The 16987-nt window shown below is 60.3% G+C and carries 14 protein-coding genes; 5 read left to right on the top strand and 9 right to left on the bottom strand.

The features are described from left to right. Positions 1-95: 95 nt before the first annotated feature. Genes ACTJI5_RS21670 through ACTJI5_RS21645 form a run of 6 tightly spaced genes read right to left on the bottom strand, consistent with a single transcriptional unit; the run spans position 96 to position 6572 of the window. Positions 96-938 carry a fumarylacetoacetate hydrolase family protein gene (locus ACTJI5_RS21670; RefSeq protein WP_440861769.1) on the bottom strand — a complete coding sequence of 281 codons (843 nt, stop codon included), beginning with the start codon at positions 936-938 and terminating at the stop codon, positions 96-98. 39 nt (positions 939-977) lie between these two features. Next, positions 978-1961: a hypothetical protein gene (locus ACTJI5_RS21665; RefSeq protein ID WP_411341020.1), complete on the bottom strand. Its 984-nt coding sequence runs from the start codon at positions 1959-1961 to the stop codon at positions 978-980. Between the two features lie 11 nt (positions 1962-1972). Continuing rightward, complete coding sequence (locus ACTJI5_RS21660; RefSeq protein ID WP_411341019.1) at positions 1973-2389, bottom strand: RidA family protein; 417 nt, start codon at positions 2387-2389, stop codon at positions 1973-1975. 36 nt (positions 2390-2425) lie between these two features. Beyond that, positions 2426-4711: a TonB-dependent receptor gene (locus ACTJI5_RS21655; protein ID WP_440861768.1), complete on the bottom strand. Its 2286-nt coding sequence runs from the start codon at positions 4709-4711 to the stop codon at positions 2426-2428. Positions 4712-4755: 44 nt separating this feature from the next. Then, complete coding sequence (locus ACTJI5_RS21650; protein WP_411341017.1) at positions 4756-5301, bottom strand: aromatic-ring-hydroxylating dioxygenase subunit beta; 546 nt, start codon at positions 5299-5301, stop codon at positions 4756-4758. Continuing rightward, on the bottom strand, positions 5298-6572 hold the full coding sequence (locus ACTJI5_RS21645) for an aromatic ring-hydroxylating oxygenase subunit alpha (RefSeq protein ID WP_411341016.1): 1275 nt from the start codon (positions 6570-6572) through the stop codon (positions 5298-5300). The genes ACTJI5_RS21650 and ACTJI5_RS21645 overlap by 4 nt, the downstream gene beginning before the upstream one ends. A gap of 216 nt (positions 6573-6788) precedes the next feature. Here ACTJI5_RS21645 and ACTJI5_RS21640 point away from each other — a divergent pair, with 216 nt between their 5' ends. The 5 genes from ACTJI5_RS21640 to ACTJI5_RS21620 are packed head-to-tail and all read left to right on the top strand — an operon-like array spanning position 6789 to position 13732. Continuing rightward, entirely contained in the window at positions 6789-7502 is a 714-nt protein-coding gene (locus ACTJI5_RS21640; RefSeq protein ID WP_411341015.1) for a GntR family transcriptional regulator, read from the top strand. Between the two features lie 23 nt (positions 7503-7525). Next, entirely contained in the window at positions 7526-8338 is an 813-nt protein-coding gene (hcaB, locus tag ACTJI5_RS21635; RefSeq protein WP_440861767.1) for a 3-(cis-5,6-dihydroxycyclohexa-1,3-dien-1-yl)propanoate dehydrogenase, read from the top strand. 1 nt (position 8339) lies between these two features. After that, positions 8340-9722 (top strand): amidase, encoded by a 1383-nt coding sequence (locus tag ACTJI5_RS21630; protein WP_440861766.1) that lies wholly within the window; start codon positions 8340-8342, stop codon positions 9720-9722. Positions 9723-9734: 12 nt separating this feature from the next. After that, positions 9735-10214 carry a (2Fe-2S)-binding protein gene (locus ACTJI5_RS21625; protein WP_440861765.1) on the top strand — a complete coding sequence of 160 codons (480 nt, stop codon included), beginning with the start codon at positions 9735-9737 and terminating at the stop codon, positions 10212-10214. Beyond that, the gene (locus ACTJI5_RS21620; RefSeq protein ID WP_440861764.1) at positions 10214-13732 is read left to right on the top strand and encodes a molybdopterin cofactor-binding domain-containing protein; all 3519 of its coding nucleotides are present in this window, start codon (positions 10214-10216) and stop codon (positions 13730-13732) included. Before ACTJI5_RS21625 ends, ACTJI5_RS21620 begins: the two co-directional genes overlap by 1 nt. Before the next feature lie 324 nt (positions 13733-14056). Here the strand turns inward: ACTJI5_RS21620 and ACTJI5_RS21615 are convergent, their stop codons facing one another. From ACTJI5_RS21615 to ACTJI5_RS21605, 3 genes are all read right to left on the bottom strand, one after another. Further along, complete coding sequence (locus ACTJI5_RS21615; protein WP_440861763.1) at positions 14057-15298, bottom strand: NAD(P)/FAD-dependent oxidoreductase; 1242 nt, start codon at positions 15296-15298, stop codon at positions 14057-14059. A 225-nt stretch (positions 15299-15523) separates the two neighbouring features. Then, positions 15524-16120 carry a nucleotidyltransferase family protein gene (locus tag ACTJI5_RS21610; protein ID WP_058537104.1) on the bottom strand — a complete coding sequence of 199 codons (597 nt, stop codon included), beginning with the start codon at positions 16118-16120 and terminating at the stop codon, positions 15524-15526. Further along, a complete protein-coding gene (locus ACTJI5_RS21605) occupies positions 16117-16965 on the bottom strand; it encodes an XdhC family protein (protein ID WP_058537105.1) in 849 nt (282 codons plus the stop codon). The genes ACTJI5_RS21610 and ACTJI5_RS21605 overlap by 4 nt, the downstream gene beginning before the upstream one ends. Positions 16966-16987: the final 22 nt, after the last annotated feature.

Raw genomic sequence — 16987 nt, 5'->3', positions numbered from 1 at the left:
GATCGCGCCCTTACCGGCTTGAAGCCGATATCATTTGAGTGCCAATGATATTGGCGAGCGAGGCTTGCTCAGAGCATGGGCTCTTTCATAGTAGCTCAGGCTACGCTGTTGGTCAGGAGACCGATCACGCTCGAAGAGACTTCCACCACGTCCCCCTTCTTCAGATATTTTGGCGGATCGAAACCGATTCCGACGCCCACCGGTGTACCGGTCGCGATCACATCACCGGGGTACAGGGTGATCCCCGCTGACAGCGTTTCGATTAATGTAGGGATATCAAAGATCAGATCGCGACTGATAGCCGCCTGACGCTGCTCGCCATTGACACGGCATTCGATATCGATCGCATCGACGGCAACCGAGTCCGCGGTCACTAGAGCAGGGCCCATCGGACAGAAACCATCGAGCGACTTGCCAATAAACCACTGCTTGTGAAGCTTCTGCAGGTCGCGAGCAGTGACATCGTTGATCAAGGTGTAGCCGAAGACATGAGCCAGCGCGTCAGCCTTACTTACGCGCCGGCAGGTCTTCCCGATCACGACCGCAATCTCGGCTTCATAATCGACCGCTTCCGACACGCCGTCGGGATAAGGGATGAGGTCGCCCGAAGCGATTACGGTCTCGGGAAATTTTGTGAACAGGATCGGGTGCTCGGGAATCGCGTCGGCCGCACTTGATGCGCTGGAATCAAAGCCACTCCGCGTGAATTCGTGGGCGTGCGCGTGATAGTTTTTGCCGACGCACAGGATGTTGCGTCGCGGTCGCGGGATCGGCGCCAGTATAGCAACCCCTTCAAGCGGAAGCGTGGCGCCGGTGCGTACTGCCCCGCCAGCGTCAATGAGGGCCAACATGGACGGCGCGTCGAGCAGGTGCAATGTCTCGCCTTCAAGTTCGGCGACATGCTCCTTGTCGTCGTGGCGGATGGAAAGCAACTTCATTACATACTCCTTGAATTTCAATTCTCCGCGAGGGCGAATTTAATAGGTCATATATCCAATGCCCGTGATCCATTCCGGCACGGATTGATAATCGACGAGAGTTGCGGGGGCGCCATTCATCGCCCCCATCAGCGCAGCCCAGTTCAGCACCTCATGTGCGCCGAAGCCGCCGCCAGCCTCGATCTCGTCATAGCTCATCGCCTGGACGCGGTGGGCGTCGCCAGACGTGATGACATCGAGAAACGCGAGGTCCCATTCAGGATTGGTCAACGGCTCATTGGACGTTCGCATCATGTCCTGCTCGAGTTCCGCCATTTGCGTCATCAAGTCTGGAATATCGTCAAGAACAGCGCGCCCCTCATGCTGGAAGCGTTTGATGTTCTGGAGATATGGATGGAATTCCTCCTCACGACCGCCATGCACATGTTCGAGCCAGATCGGCGGCGAGTGCGATAGCCCACCCGTTGCCAAAAAGCCGACATCGATGTCCTCGCCATAAGCATCCACCGCCGCACGGATCGCTTCGCCGAAGGCATAAGCCCGGCGCATCGTCGGCAGGGGCGGGGTGTAGACGTTGAGGAACACCGGTATGACCGGGATGTCATAGGCATTGCGGATCAGTTCCAAAACAACGATCAGGTTGTTGCCGTATTCGACCGGACCCACCCGTGCGACGTCAAACCCGGCATGGACGGTTTCGCGGAGGAGATGTTCTGCGAACTTGGGGGAGCCTGGAATGTCTTTGGCACCATCCATGCGCAACACAGGTTGCCAATACTCGGGGGGGCCCGAATGCATATCCGCGACCCCGATTGCAAAGGTGGGAGTCAGCGAGCGGTACATCTGCTCGAAATGATCATCAAGAAAGGCGATCAGGACATCGGGTCGCCGTTCATCCAGATATGTTGCGATCTGCGCGCACGCCGCCTCCATGCGGTGACGCTCGGCCTCGCCTATTGTTTCCGGCCAGCCTATCATGCCTGGAGCATGGGACATGGCGATTCCGGCGGTCACTCGGGGCATAGCTATGATCCTCAGCTTCCCGACACCGCGACGGCCTCGACCTCGATCATGAAGCGGGCATCAACCAGGCGATTGACAACCAACAACGTGTTGGGCGGATAGACGTCGGTGCGGAACAGCGCTGGGAACCGCTTGGCTCGCTCGGCCATAAAGAGATCGATCATATCGGCGTCCAACAGATAGGTGTTGAACTTCACGATATCGTCAAAACCCATGCCGAGCTTGTCGAGGACAGCGCCGAGATTATCGAAGACTTGCTCAAACTGGGCCGCGAAATCGCCCACGCCAGCTATTTCACCATCGCCGCCGACCGAGAGCTGGCCGGCGATAAAGTGCGTTCGCCCTCCATCCACCCGTCCCGCCTGCGAATAGAGGCCTTGAGCTGGCGCAAGCCCTTCTGGATTAAGATAAGTAACATTGTGCGACACGGTTGCTCCTGTCTTTCTGTTCGTGATTCTGGATATTTAGAAGTGAAAGCTTGCCTCAACCCCATAGGTGCGGGGCTCTCCCCGCTGGAAAATGTCATATCCGAAATCGTTGCGGGCGGCGAAGCCATAGGGCGTATATTCTGTCTTGGTCAGATTTTTGCCGAACAGCGATATGGTTAGTTTCTCAGACGGCGCGTAGCTCAACCTGGCATCAACAAGCCAATATCCCGGCTGGGAAAACTCGATCGTGTTGACGGGATCAAAGAACTGGCGCGACTTGTATTGAGCATTGCCGAAAAGGCTAAGTTTACCTGATTTGTTGTCAAACAGTGTCAACGTCCCGTTGAATCCAGCAGTATACTTTGATGCGCCGATCAACTGCTCACCAATGGTCGGAAACCCGAGAAGTGATCCGCGATACTCTGGTTTCTGCGCTGTCAGACTGGCATTGAGAACCAGTGCGTCGAATGGGCGAAGCGTCGTCTCCACCTCCACGCCGTAAACGCGGCCATCAACATTGCCGACAATCTGGGCGCCAGCAATATACTTGTATGTCTGCAGATCCTTGGATTCCTGATGGAACGCCGCAACATTGACTTGCACCCGGCGATCGAACCATTCGCCTTTCAGGCCAACTTCGAAGCTCCGAGCCTTTTCCGGATCGACAATATAAGCCAGATTGGCCGCGGCAAAAGCTTGGCTAGCCACGGCGCCGGCTCGGTAACCTTGCTTGTAGGACGCATAGACGTTCAATTGACCAGTCACTTCATAGGAAGCCACGGCTTCAATGCTAATATTGTCCGAACTCCGGGAGAGATTGGCATCGGCAAAGCCCAGAATTACAGGGAATACCGGGGCGTTGGTGAAGGTGCAGAAATTATCAAAATTGGGCGCACCTACCGGCACCGGCGCAAGAGTGATGCAACCACCGTAATCTTGCGCTTTGACCGTGTCGCGGCTGTAACGAATGCCGCCGGTAAGCGAAAATCCGGGTGACACTTCGTAGGTGAGCCGACCGAACACCGCGAACCCGTCACGTTTTTGAACAAAGGCGTTAAACTGGTTAAACGGCGCGCCATTGAGCGGCCCGCCAAAGGTCGGCGTCACCGTGTAACCCGTGCCCGGTGTGTAAAAAGCAGGATCATTGAAAAAGCGAAGAGCGTTTTCGACAGCAGCGCGATCGTTGACGTAATTGGCGCCAATCAACCAGTCCAGTCCGTTATCCCCGCTGGAGGACAGCCGGGCTTCTGCATAAAATTGACGGGCACCGCGGACGTTGAAATCGCCATCGATGATGGAGACCGGCAGCCCGTCATCGTCAAGCGGCGCCAGAAAAGTTGCATGATCATAAGAGGCAGTGAGCGCAAAATCCGCAAATGATCCAAGAGGCGCTTCGAGGTTCAGGCTGAAGCCATAACCTTCAAAATCCTTCTCGCGCTGGAAATTGGCACTGGTCTCATAAAAACCCAAACCATCGCGCACATTGGCCGGAATGAAGGCTGGATTGATATTCTTGGGCAGAACCCCCGCGGCCTCCCCCCCAGAGCGTGCGTAATAACCTCGCGCAACCACATCGAGACCATCACCGGAATCATACCGGATGCTGCCCCGCGCCGAAAAAACATCGGTCTGGCTTTGGTTGCGACCGCCGGGGAACCGGTTCGTCACATATCCATCGTCCTTCGTGTAGGTGGTCGCAAGCCGAACCGCGACCTTGTCCGACAAGGGGAGATTGATGGCACCGTCAATGTGCCTGCGGTCAAGGTTGCCATAGCTGGCCGTGACATAACCCTCGGTTTCGAAACCGGGCTTGCGTGTGATCGCCAAAATCGCTCCGGCAGTGGCATTGCGCCCGTAAAGTGCGCCCTGCGGCCCGCGAAGCACTTCTACACGCTCCATGTCATACAATGGCACCGCCTCGAAAATGCTCAGGCCGCGCACACTGTCATCGAGATAGATCGCAATCGGACGACCATTGTTCATCGCATAATCGTTCGCGGCAATACCGCGCATCGTGAACACCGGCGTCGCGCCTTCGCCATAGGGCGAATAGGATTGGAGATTTGGCACAATCTGTGCGATCCCTTGGAAGTCGCGGATCGCGTTATTCTGCAAAGTCAGCGGGCCTAAAGCTGTGATTGCAGCGGGCGCCTCACGCACAGTTTCCGAGCGGCGCTGGGCGGTGACGACAATGTCGGAGCCCGAGGGCGCCGCTTGCGTATCAGCAGGTGCGGCCTCCGTCTGGGCACGAGCCGGTGATCCCAGCGCCACTGCCGATGTGGTTCCACACAAGACGATTAAAAGTCTGCCCAGCATGCTCATACCTCCCCCAAATTTTCGATCAGAAAAATCCGATTTACAAAATTCTAAAAGAATACTGTAACGGCCCCAGTCGGAATTACAGTTAAATCAAGAATAATTTTCCGCTTTGCAATCATCAGATTGCCATTGACCTTACGTAACCGGTCGATTCGAGCACCAAAGAACGTAGTTCCTGCTTCATCGAAGCGAGCTTGATAGACAACGAAGTTTGAATAAACATCGAGTTCTTCGTCCGCCTCATCGGCGACATACGCCTCAATATTAGAGATCATGTGCCGCACCCGGGAAGGCGGGTTTTCGCACCAAAGCTGCTTGGCAGTAGTCGTGCGCGCGATGCGAAGCCTCAGGTCCTCGAACGTTTCATCGTAGATTGCGGGATCGCCAACCGGGCTCAATTCATGCGCCACGTCGCGATCGCCGGGCTTTGCGCTGACAATGCGGTTCACGCGGTTCGGAGCCCAATAGTGGATGTCAGGGGCGAGGATTCCCAGCCAACCCTCGAAGTCACGCTCATCGAGCAGTCGTGCCTCGCGATAAAGAAACTGCTCGACGGCCAGATAGCACTCAGGATCGACGGCGACCCGGCTCATGACCGAGTTCCGATCGCGCTTGCCCACTGCTTGTAGAAGTTGCGCTGCGCGGCTTCGCTCAGCTGGTCGGTCACGAAGCAACCCAGGCCCTCATGCCAGGCCTCATTCCCCAGCCCCATATGGAAATGGGAGATCGCGTCGCGGCCCTGCTGGCCTTTGGAGGAGACGTAGATACTCTCCCACACTGCGGAATCATCCTGTTCGATGATGCCGGCCGGACCAAAGTTGAAATTGTAGAACTTGCTCAGTTCCCTACGAACGTCGTCAGGCGCCTCTTTGTCGACATAAACATAAGACCAGAGCTCGATCTCTCCGGGGCCCTTGGGATGCGCGATACGAAAAGTGTTGAACACCGGGAGCAGCGACCAGTTTGGAAAGACGTTGCCCGCGACCCACTGACACCGCCCGTGGATAGGACTGACGCGCTCATCGAGCTTGTCGACAACCGATTGATAATAGGCTTGAGTGGCCGGACTTAACATGTCCGGCTGCTCAACTGGCGTGTACGGCCTCTCCACGCCGTCGGGAAAATGGAAATGTCCGGCAAAGCCATGCCCTCCGGGGAGCGCGCAGTGCATGATGCCGCGAAGATAAGTGTCCCAATCCAACCCGATCGTCTCAACCGCTGACCCATGGGTGGAGCCGACATGATATTCGTCGCCAGCAAAATTGTCGGAATATACCTTCCAATTCGTCGGCACACGCCATTTTTGCGGCTTGCCAACCAATGTTACCCCACTCGGCGTCCGGGCAAAGATCGCCTCCAGAAAGGGGATCAGTCCACCAAGCTCGTCGCGAAGCGGCGGAGCGTCGCTGGCGAACGTGGCAAAAATCAACCCGAACATTTCCTCAACCTGCGCGACACATTTCAAGCCGAAGGCTTCTTTGTTCAGGCCGCCATAAAGCCGATTATTGAGCGGCACGCCGACCAGCTGCCCGTCCATCGCGAAGGTCCATGCGTGATATGGACAGACTAGCCGGCTGGCCTCGCCCGAGTCGTCAAGGCAAATCCTCGCCCCGCGATGGCTGCAGGCATTGAGGAAGACATTGATCTTTCCGTCAGAGCCGCGGGTGACCACGACGGGGTCCTCGCCCATGAACGATGTAAAATAGGATGATTTTGTCGACAACTGGCTTTCATGGCCGACAAGAAGCCAGCGCTTCGAGAAAATTTCTTCGAGCTCACGGCGATAGACAGCTTCATCGGAATAGATGGAACGTCGAACTTGTGCGCCATCGGACGAGACATACTGCGATTGATCGAGCTGCATTGGGTCCACCGCATCGTTTCAGGATTGTCGACAATATCATGCTCGGCCCTTGAGTCAAGCAACGCGCGAATTTTTTGCTAAATCTGAAAGAATTATTGAATTTCAATATGTTAAAAACTCATCCCGCAAGCATCAGGCCCACTCCGAATAAGGCGGGTTGAATTTCGCACCTATTGCTGTAAATATTGTCTAATATTCTTGAGGAGCAATTTGACAATGAAGGAAAAACAGGCCGTTTTTTCGGAGTCGCGCGGCGCGCTGCCGGGAGCTGTCTACAATCAAATCAGGGTTGCGATTCTTAATGGCGTGTTGGCGCCGGGGCAAATGCTACGGCAAGAAGAGATGGCCGCGCGGCTAGGCGTCAGCCGAGGCCCGTTGCGCGAAGCTCTTCCACGGCTCGTTGCCGAAGGATTGGTCGTTCTTCATGCCAATCGTGGCTATTCGGTGACCTCCCTAGATTTGGACGAGATACAAGAGCTTTTTGACCTGCGGGCCATGATCGAAGTCAAGCTCGCGCGGGTAGCGGCGGAGCGCCGAAGCGCCGACGATGTCGCTATCGTTCAGAAAATGAACATGGAACTTGGCGCGCTAGTAAAATGCACGACATCGGGTGACACGCGCGATCGGTTGCGCTGGTTCGATCTCAATGTCGAATTTCACGACGCGTTGCTGGCCCCGGCCGGCTTGCCGCAGCACGCGCGCGTTCTTGAGACGATCCGAAATCGGCTTGAGCCCTATATTCGCATGGAGGTGTATCTGACCGGCGACCTCGACGAAGCGCAGGACGAACATGACGCCCTCATCCAGGCTTTTTTGCGCCGTAAGGCCGACGATTTTGCGACATTGGTACACGACCATGTCGACCACGCCCGCATCCGGCTGCTCGATGGGCTGAGGGAAGGCGGCTGGAGTATGCGCAAATCAGCGTAGTCGAAGATATTAGGGAGATTGAAATGGGTTGGTTGAGTGGAGACGTCGCTGTCGTGACGGGCGGCGCGTCGGGATTGGGCTTGGCTATTGTCCGTCGGTTCGTGAACGAAGGCGCGCGTGTCGTCGTGTTTGATCGCGATGCGACGCGACTGGCGTCCGTCGCCGCTGAGCTCGGCGATTCCGTCGCCGCTGTGCATGGTGATGTTTCGCGCCTCGCCGACAATGAGCGGGCGGTGGAGATGGCGACCGCGACATTCGGCAAGCTCGATGTCTTCATCGCTAATGCTGGCATCTGGGACGGCGGCCTTTCGGTAATCGATCTTCCAGCCGAAAAAATTGAACAGGCTTTCGACGAGCTTTTCGCAATCAACGTCCGCGGTGGCCTTCTCGGCGCACGTGCAGCGGCACACGCGCTCGCCGCTACCCGCGGGAACATGGTCTTCACCATCTCCAACGCAGGCTTCTATCCCGGAGGGGGCGGGCCTTTGTACACAGCTTCGAAACATGCTGTTGTTGGTCTGGTCCGCCAGCTCGCGCATGAACTCGCGCCCAAGATCCGCGTCAACGCGGTCGCGCCGGGTGCGTTGCATTCCAACCTGAGCGGACCCGCCGCGCTTCATCTGGATGGACGCTCGCTGATAGAAGGTCGCAGCGACGAGTCGATTGCCAGAGCCATTCCGCTCGCGATATCACCTCAAGCCGAGGATTACGCGGCTTCCTATGTGCTGCTCTCATCGCGCACGGCGTCAAAGGTTACAACCGGCGCGGTGATCAACGCTGACGGTGGCTTGGGCGTGACCGGGATCGGTTGCGTGACCGCTGGATTGGACCTTTAGGATGGCGACGGATGCGCCATGGCAATGGGGGGTTGCCAGAATTGCCCGCGCCGTCGCTGCTGGAGAACTGTCGGCGGAGGACGTGCTCCGTTCGTTTCTTGACCGTGTCGATGCGGTTAATCCGATCCTCAATGCGATTGTCGACGATCGACGCGAGGAGGCGATCGCGGTTGCGCGCGCGTCCGACGCGCGGCGCGCACAGGGAGAGCCGGGTGGGCCGCTCGACGGGGTGCCCGTCACGACGAAGACCAATGTCGCCCAACGCGGCTGCGCGACCTCTAACGGCGTCGTGGCGTTTCGTGACGCTATCGCGACGGAAGACGCTCCGGTTGTCGCCAGCCTGCGCCGGGCGGACGCAATTCTGTTCGGCCGCACCAACGTGCCCGCCTTTTCCTGGCGTTGGTTTACGTCGAACGCGCTGCATGGCGCGACGCTGAATCCGCACGACAGCGCAATCACGTGCGGAGGTTCGAGCGGGGGAGCGGCAGTCGCGGTCGCAACCGGCATGTGTGCGGTGGCGCACGGATCGGACCTGGCGGGCTCGATCCGGCATCCCGCCGCCTGCTGCGGCGTATTCGGTTTCAAACCGAGCCTTGGCGCTATACCCAACTATGATCCGGGAGCGCCAGAAAGGCCCTTGCTGTCGCAGCTCATGGTGACGCAAGGACCAATCGCGCGCTCGGTCGAGGATCTGCGGCTGGGGCTGCACGGCATGCGGGGCGCCGATCCGCGCGATCCCTGGTTCATCGATGCGGAGCCTCGTGCCCGCACGCCGCAAGGGCGGATCGCTCTGCTGGCCGCCCCCGCCAGCGGTGTCGACCAAGAGGTCGTCGACTCGCTCGCGCTCGCGGCAACGCAATTCGAAGCCGCCGGATTTTCGGTTGAGACCCTCGAAATACCGTTATGGGAGGAGTTATATTCTTTCTACATGATCCTGCTAGCCGAAGGGAAGGGTGGCCTGTTCCAGCGGATCGACGATTTGGGCGACCCCCTCGTTCGCAACGCCGCGGCAGCACTGCGGCCGCTGGCTGACCGCATTGACCCGGCTGGCTATGCGGCGGCGCTAGCCGGCCGCGGAGCGCTGCTTCGTCGATGGCGGGCGCTGACTGAGCCATTTGACGCGGTGCTGGCGCCTGTGTGCTGGCGCATGCCGTTCGCTAATGACGCCGACCAGCCCGGCGGCATTCCCATGCCGGAGATCATCAGGACAATGCTGCCCACTGTCACCGCCAACCTGCTCGGGCTTCCGGCGCTCGCCTTCCCCGGGCCGACGCAGAGCCTGCCCATCGGCCTGCAATTGATCGGTCGCCATTTTGGCGACGACTCGCTGTTCGATATCGCCGATCATGTGGCGCGCGATGTGGCAGTGATCGACCCGCATTGACCACGTCGGAACATGCCTGAGGCGCGCCTTCTGGACGTTAACGGCGAGCGCCACACGGTTTTCGTCGATGCCGACACGCCGCTGTTGGCGGTGCTACGTAACGACCTCGCCCTGAACGGGCCCAAATATGGCTGCGGCCTGGGCGAATGCGGCGCGTGCATGGTGCTGGTCGATGGCGCGGCGGCACGCAGTTGCGTGCTGCCCGCCAGCGCGGTGACCGGCCGGCGCATTACCACGCTGGAAGGACTGGCCCCGCCAGGCCAGATGCATGCCGTCCAGCGTGGCTTCGTGGAAGGACAAGGTGCGCAATGCGGCTATTGCCTGAACGGGATGATCATCCGCATCGCCGCACTGCTCGATGCCGTGCCTGATCCGAGCGATATCGAGATACGCGAGGCGCTCCGCCATAACCTCTGCCGGTGCGGAGCGCACCTTGAGATTCTCGACTCTGTTCGCGCCGCCATCCGGATCGCAAAGGACGACCGAGCGTGATGCGTTCGCGCCTCGCGGCGCTGGATGCCTGCGCCCTCGCACGCGAGCCCGATATATTGCTGGTCGCGCGCAAAGACGGCGACCTGTTGGAGCCGTTCATCTGCATCGCGGGCGACGGATCGGTGATTGGATTTTGCGGCCACGTCGATCTGGGCCAAGGCATCCGTACAGCACTGGGGCAGATCGTCGCCGAAGAACTGGATGTCTCGGTTGCGCGTGTCGAGATCGTGCTCGGCGATACCGGCCGTGCACCGGATCAGGGTCCCACCATCGCCAGCGACAGCATTCAGAACAGCGCGCGCCCGCTTCGCAAGGCGGCGGCGCAGGCGCGCGCTGCCTTGATCGCCTTGGCGGCCGACCGGCTTCAAGTCGCAGCTGATAGCTTGTCGAGCGATAACGGGACGATCAGCTGCCGCCAGATCGACGCGCGGGTCGACTATGCGCAGCTCGTGCGCGGACGGCACATCGTGCTTCCACTTGACGAGAACCACCCCGTCAAGGCGCCATCCGACTATCGCGTCGTCGGCCGGCCGCAGCCGCGTGTCGACATTCCCGCCAAGGTCTCCGGTGAGCTCACCTTCGTCCACGATATGCGCGTGGCTGGCATGTTGCACGGGCGGGTAGTGCGGCCACCCTATGGCGGCGTCGATCATGGCCCGTTCGTCGGCACCAGCCTGATCAGCGTGGATGAGGCTTCGATCGCGCATATAGGTGGCATCGTTGCGGTAGTGGTGGAGGGCGACTTCATCGGTATCGTATCCGAGCGCGAGGAGCAGGCCGAAGCGGCGGCGGCAGCGCTGAAGGCGATCTGGAAAGATGTGCCTGAGCTGCGACCGCTCGACGATCTCGTCGCCGCGCTCAGCACGAACCCTTCCACCCCGCGCCGATTGCAGGACAAGGGCGATGTCGAGCGCGCGCTCGCCGAGGCCGACCGTCGCCTGCCGCGACGCTATGTCTGGCCCTATCAACTCCACGGCTCAATAGGCCCGTCCTGTGGCGTGGCGGACGTGCGGCCAGACGGGGTCACCATCTGGTCGGGCACACAGAACCCCTATCCACTGCGCGCCGATATCGCCCACCTGCTCAATCTGCCACTCGAGGCCATCGAGATCGTGCGCATGGAAGCCGCCGGCTGTTACGGCCGCAACTGCGCCGACGATGTGTGCGCCGATGCCGCTTTGCTGTCGCGCGCGGTGGGCGCACCCGTACGCGTACAACTCACCCGGGAGCAGGAACATATCTGGGAGCCAAAGGGAGCCGCCCAGCTCATCGAGATAGACGGGGGACTGGATGCCGCCGGCGACGTGACGGCTTACGATTTTCAGTCGCGCTATCCTTCTAACGGCGCGCCGACACTTGCACTCCTGCTGACGGGGCGGATCCCGCCGATCGCCGAGACTTGGAAAATGGGCGATCGGACCTCGGTCGCGCCTTACGACTATGCAAACATGCGCGTGACTGTGCACGACATGCCACCGATCGTGCGCGCATCCTGGCTGCGCGGCGTGTCGGCGCTGCCTAACAGCTTCGCGCACGAAAGCTGGATCGATGAAGCCGCAGCAGAGGCGCAAGTCGACCCGATCGAGTATCGGCTGCGCTACCTCAACGATTCCCGCGCGCGCGATCTGGTCTTGCAGACCGCAGAGCAGGCCGGCTGGACACCGCACAACCGCTGGGGATCGCACGGCAGCGATGGCGACATCCTGTACGGGCGCGGCTTCGCTTATGCGCTCTACGTTCACAGCACCTTTCCCGGCTACGGAGCGGCTTGGTCGGCATGGGTCGCCGATGTCGAGGTCAACCGCAAAACGGGCGAGGTCGCCGTCACCCGTATCGTCAACGGCCACGATGCGGGCATGATGGTAAATCCAGCGGGGGTGCAGCACCAGATCCACGGCAATGTGATCCAATCGGTCAGCCGCGCGACGCGCGAGCAGGTGACCTTCGCTCAGGGCATGCCGGCTCAGCGCGAATGGGGCGGATATTCCATACTGCCCTTCACGCAATTACCCCGCATTGACACCCGAATGATCGATCGGCCGGATCAGCCGCCACTGGGTGCGGGAGAATCCGCCTCGGTTCCAAGCGCCGCGGCCATCGCCAACGCAATTTATGATGCCTGCGGCGTGCGCTTCCGCGAACCGCCTTTCACCGCCGACAAGGTGCGCGAGGCACTGGGCGTCACGATGCTCGCGGCAGCCGCCGTGGCGCCGACGCGCAGGCGCGTCAGGCCATGGATGACGATATTCGCGGGCGCGTCGCTGAGTCTTGCCGGACTGATTGGTGCTGCACTGCCCTGGCGCGCTGCAATTGCGCCAATCGATCGTCCGCTTTCCAATCTTTACAGCGCGCAGACCATCGAGCGCGGCCGTCAGCTTTCCGCCATTGGCGACTGCGCGATCTGTCACACGGCCCCCGGGGGTGCGCGCTTCGCGGGCGGTTATGCGATAGAAAGTCCGTTCGGTACGATCTACGGCACTAACATAACCCCAGATCCCGAAACTGGCATCGGTTCGTGGTCCTACGCCGCGTTCGAACGCGCGATGCGGCGCGGCATCGCGGGGGACGGACGCCACCTTTACCCCGCCTTCCCCTACACCCACTTCACGAAGACCAGCGATGCGGACCTCGAGGCGCTCTATGCCTATCTGATGGCGCAGCCCGCAGTACGGCATAACCCGCCCGCGACGCGCCTTTCCTTCCCGTTCAACCTCCGGTTCACGCTTGCGGGCTGGAACGCCCTGTTTCTGAAGCAAGGGCCGATGGCGGCCATGCCCGACCGCGGCGCGCAATGGAACCGCGGCCGCTACTTGGTCGACGGACTCGGCCATTGCTCCGCCTGTCACAGCCCGCGCAACGCGCTCGGCGCCGAAATGGGGGACCGTAGCTATCTTGTCGGCGGCGAGGCAGATGGCTGGGAAGCTCCTGCGCTGGGAGAGCGATCACCTTCAACGCTGCGCTGGAGCGAGGCGGATTATTACCAATATCTCCGCCACGGCTACGCTCCACGCCACGGGTCGGCAGCAGGGCCGATGGCGCCGGTCGTGGCGGAACTGCGCGACGCGGCGGATGCTGACGTGCGGGCAATGGCGCATTACCTCGCATCGCTAGATAGTCGTGAAGACGCCGCGACGGCGAATGCGCTGATCGCCGCATCGAACGCCGCGATCGCGGCAACGCCGGACACTCCAGCCGCTCGCCTCTACGATGGCGCGTGCGCCGTGTGCCACACCGGTGTGGAAAGGCGCGACCTGTTCGGAATTCGTCCACAACTCGCACTCAACACGAACGTCCGTTCGGACCGGCCCGATAATCTTATCCGTGTTATCCTGGACGGAATCGCGACGCCGGCGGCCGGAACGCACGGAACGATGCCCGCGTTCCGCGCCTACATTGATGATCGCCAGCTTGCCGACCTCGTCCGCTACATCCGTGCAACCTTCGCACCCGATCGCCAGCCATGGGCCGATGTCGAACAGAGCATCGCTCGAGCGCGCGGGGCATCGCGAAAACATTGAAGATGGCGGCCTCCATCAAACTCTCGACATTCTACAGCTGATTAGATTCGGTCCATCTGACTGGAGGCGGCCAGCCCCGCCTGCTCGACTTCGAGGCGTTTCGCCCGACGCTGGGAGTGCAGCGGGCTTATGGCAACGGTGCCAATGGCGGCTGTTGTCCCTATGATCCGGTGACGATGCTCAAGGGGCTAATCCTGCGGCCCAAAACAATTTCACCGACATATCGGTGGAATAGCTGATCTGGGACCGGTTAAGCTGGTTGCGCTTCCTGGGCTTGACGGGAAGGCGGTTGCCACGCCGAAGCAATAAGATCCAAGGGACGATCTACTCCGCTCTTTGAGTCTCGTGAGGCAAAAGAGTTTTTAGTGATATTTCGGTGTCCGCAATCTTTTCGAATGGGGCCACGAGCCCCGCCGTCACGATCATACGGCCCTGAACATAATCCTTCGTCGCGTTGACGCAGTCTATGGCGATTACCCTGCCCGCCTTGAGGTAGACGATTGAGAAGCTGCGCGCGGCAGGATCGCCGCGTAGTACCGCCTGATCGTGCCCTGTGGACAGCCCCGCGGTCTGAAGCTTGAGGTCGTACTGGTTGGACCAGAACCACGGGATCGCATGATATGGACTCTCGTAGCCTAGTATCCCCTTTGCGACGACATTCGCCTGGTCGTTGGCGTTCTGCACTGATTCGAGCCGGATCGTCGCGCCTTCTGCGAATGCGTTCTCATGCGCCGCGCAGTCGCCGATTGCATAAATGTTCGGAAGGCTCGTCTTGCAGAAGCGGTCAACAAGTACGCCATTGCCGCCCTCGGCGCCCGCTGCGAGCAGCGGTTCGACGGCCGGAACGATACCGATGCCGACGATGACCAGATCGGCCGGAATCACTTCGCCATTCGACAACTGCACGCCGGTGGCACGGCTCTCGCCTTCGATTGCATCGATGCAGACGCCAAGCCGCAGATCGACACCATGATCCCGATGCTCCTTTTCGTAGAAGCGCGACAACTCGACACCGGCGACGCGTGCGAGGACGCGGTCCAGAGCTTCCAGTAGAACAACCTTCTTGCCCGCCTTGGTGAGCACGGCCGCAGCCTCGAGTCCGATATAACCGCCACCGATTACAACGATCTGACGTGCGCTTTCGGAGGCGGCCTTCATCGCATCGGCATCGGCGCGGGTGCGCACACCCTGGACGCCGGGAAGATCACCGCCGGGAATCGAGAGCATGCGCGGACGGCCGCCGGTCGCCCACACGAGTTTGCCGTAACCGATCGCCTTGCCATCGTCGGTCGTGACGATATGGCCCACCGGGTCGACGGAAACCACCCGCTCACCAAGAAGCATCGTCACTTCGCGCTCGTCCCAATATTTGGCGGGACGCAGTTGGATGCGCTCGAATTCCTTCTCGCCGGCGAAATATTCTTTCGACAACGGCGGTCGCTCGTAGGGCAGTTCAGGTTCCTCGCCGACGATCGCAATGCTGCCCTCGAACTTTTGAGTACGCAGCATCACTGCGACCTGTGCCCCGCCGTGCCCGGCACCTACGATCACCACATCGAACTTCATATTCCCTCCGCTACGGCACGCTCACTTATTGCGCATGTCCCTGACATGCGCGGCATAGCTGCACAAGAAACTTTGGCTGTTCGGTCGACAGCAGCATCAATTCATCGCGCCGACCGGCCAGCACCTGTATAGCGTACGGATTCCGGCTTCATTTAGCGCGCCGGCATGTGCTTGCCCCGACAGGCAATGGCCCGGTAGAGAAACGCCGATCCGGCTTCACGCGAATCAATGCCATGGTGCAATAGATAATGTTGCAAGGTCCATTCTGGTATCGATGTCTGCTAACTCGCGAGCCGGTACGTCGATCTTGCGACATTGCGGCTCTCCGCGCAGATAAGATGAGGCACCTCGATCGCCCGTCAGCGACAGCATATCATCGAAGTGCCTGTCGGTCACACATATGGGGATGCCAGCCTTGCCGCCTGGATAATGCGTCGCGGACAGACCGCCGACAGTTGCCGCGTCGGCGAGACGGCGCAGCGTCGAGGATGTGACGAACGGCATGTCGCCCAGCATAAGCAGCAATTTTTCGCACTTTGTCTCCGCGGCATGCCTTACGCCGACCGCGATCGATCCCGCAAGGCCCAGCCCGGCCTCCGGATTGAACAGAAGCCCGGCGTGCCCCTCTGCCTCAGCCTCCCTCGCGAATTTGGGGCAGGTATCGCCAACGACAATGACCAAGCTTTTGGTATCGAGCCCTAGAGCCGCATCCACCGCATGGCGTCCAAGGCGTTTTGAAGAAAATTCCGCGTCAAGCTTGGGTCCTTCAAAACGGCGGGCCGCGCCGGCCGCCATGATAGCTATGCAAAGACGGCCGCTCATGGATGGGGATGCAATGCTTCATATGCACCAACCACTTCCGAAAGAATCGACAGGGCCAGAACCTCGGGCGAGCGAGCGCGGGGAACGAGACCCACGGGGCTATTGATGCGGGCCAAGGCGGCATCATCAAACCCGTCCGCGCGCAGCAACTCTAGCCGCCGCGCGCGCGCCTGCGCGCCGCCCTGGCACCCGATGTAGAACGCCGGCGTGCGAAGAGCCCATGCGAGAAGGGCATGCTCCCATTCATGATCGTGAAACAGGAGCAGTACGGCTGTCCAGGGATCGGCCGAAATCCCGGTGGGGACCGTATTCAGGGCAAACTGCTGGCCGGCCGCGCGCAATTCGACATCGACGTCAGTTGCCTCGGCCTGCCGCTGCAGAGCCTTGCACTCTGCCCCCGTTCCCAACACAAGTAGCCGGAGCCGCGGAATGTAGCGTCTCACACGCAAGAAACGGCGATCCGCAGCGGCCGGAACGGCTAACGGCAGCGCGGTCGCCCGGCGTGCCCCGAGATCCGCCACGCACTTCGACAGTTGGTGCGCTTGCGGAGCGGGGTCGATCAGGATGTCGAGGCCCGACCCGCAAGGGAGACGAAAGTCGATAAATGGCGACCCCTTGCCATAGCGCAGCAGTTTTATGATCCCCTCGCGCGCGGAAATCGTCGCCTGGGCCGCCAATTCATTCTGCAGGCAGTTGTCGGCCATGTCCCCTACCAGCGTGCCGTCGCGGCCGACGGCCAGTTGCGCGCCGCACCGACGCGAGAAGCTGCCATCGATCCCCACGATAGTGCACAAGGCAACCTGTGTGGCTACCGCATAAGCAAGGGCCGCGTGGTCAGACGACATCACCCTTCCCGTGCGCTCTGCG

Source organism: Sphingopyxis sp. 22461, assembly GCF_052044915.1.
Lineage (GTDB): Bacteria > Pseudomonadota > Alphaproteobacteria > Sphingomonadales > Sphingomonadaceae > Sphingopyxis.
This window is presented reverse-complemented; position numbering and strand designations above follow the sequence as displayed.

What these genes read in the sequence shown, in the direction of transcription:
- ACTJI5_RS21670 (WP_440861769.1), bottom strand. Translation starts at nt 938, where the DNA reads ATGAAGTTGCTTTCCATCCGCCACGACGACAAGGAGCATGTCGCCGAA.
- ACTJI5_RS21665 (WP_411341020.1), bottom strand. Translation starts at nt 1,961, where the DNA reads ATGCCCCGAGTGACCGCCGGAATCGCCATGTCCCATGCTCCAGGCATG.
- ACTJI5_RS21655 (WP_440861768.1), bottom strand. Translation starts at nt 4,711, where the DNA reads ATGAGCATGCTGGGCAGACTTTTAATCGTCTTGTGTGGAACCACATCG.
- ACTJI5_RS21650 (WP_411341017.1), bottom strand. Translation starts at nt 5,301, where the DNA reads ATGAGCCGGGTCGCCGTCGATCCTGAGTGCTATCTGGCCGTCGAGCAG.
- ACTJI5_RS21645 (WP_411341016.1), bottom strand. Translation starts at nt 6,572, where the DNA reads ATGCAGCTCGATCAATCGCAGTATGTCTCGTCCGATGGCGCACAAGTT.
- ACTJI5_RS21640 (WP_411341015.1), top strand. Translation starts at nt 6,789, where the DNA reads ATGAAGGAAAAACAGGCCGTTTTTTCGGAGTCGCGCGGCGCGCTGCCG.
- hcaB (WP_440861767.1), top strand. Translation starts at nt 7,526, where the DNA reads ATGGGTTGGTTGAGTGGAGACGTCGCTGTCGTGACGGGCGGCGCGTCG.
- ACTJI5_RS21630 (WP_440861766.1), top strand. Translation starts at nt 8,340, where the DNA reads ATGGCGACGGATGCGCCATGGCAATGGGGGGTTGCCAGAATTGCCCGC.
- ACTJI5_RS21625 (WP_440861765.1), top strand. Translation starts at nt 9,735, where the DNA reads ATGCCTGAGGCGCGCCTTCTGGACGTTAACGGCGAGCGCCACACGGTT.
- ACTJI5_RS21620 (WP_440861764.1), top strand. Translation starts at nt 10,214, where the DNA reads ATGCGTTCGCGCCTCGCGGCGCTGGATGCCTGCGCCCTCGCACGCGAG.
- ACTJI5_RS21615 (WP_440861763.1), bottom strand. Translation starts at nt 15,298, where the DNA reads ATGAAGTTCGATGTGGTGATCGTAGGTGCCGGGCACGGCGGGGCACAG.
- ACTJI5_RS21610 (WP_058537104.1), bottom strand. Translation starts at nt 16,120, where the DNA reads ATGAGCGGCCGTCTTTGCATAGCTATCATGGCGGCCGGCGCGGCCCGC.
- ACTJI5_RS21605 (WP_058537105.1), bottom strand. Translation starts at nt 16,965, where the DNA reads ATGTCGTCTGACCACGCGGCCCTTGCTTATGCGGTAGCCACACAGGTT.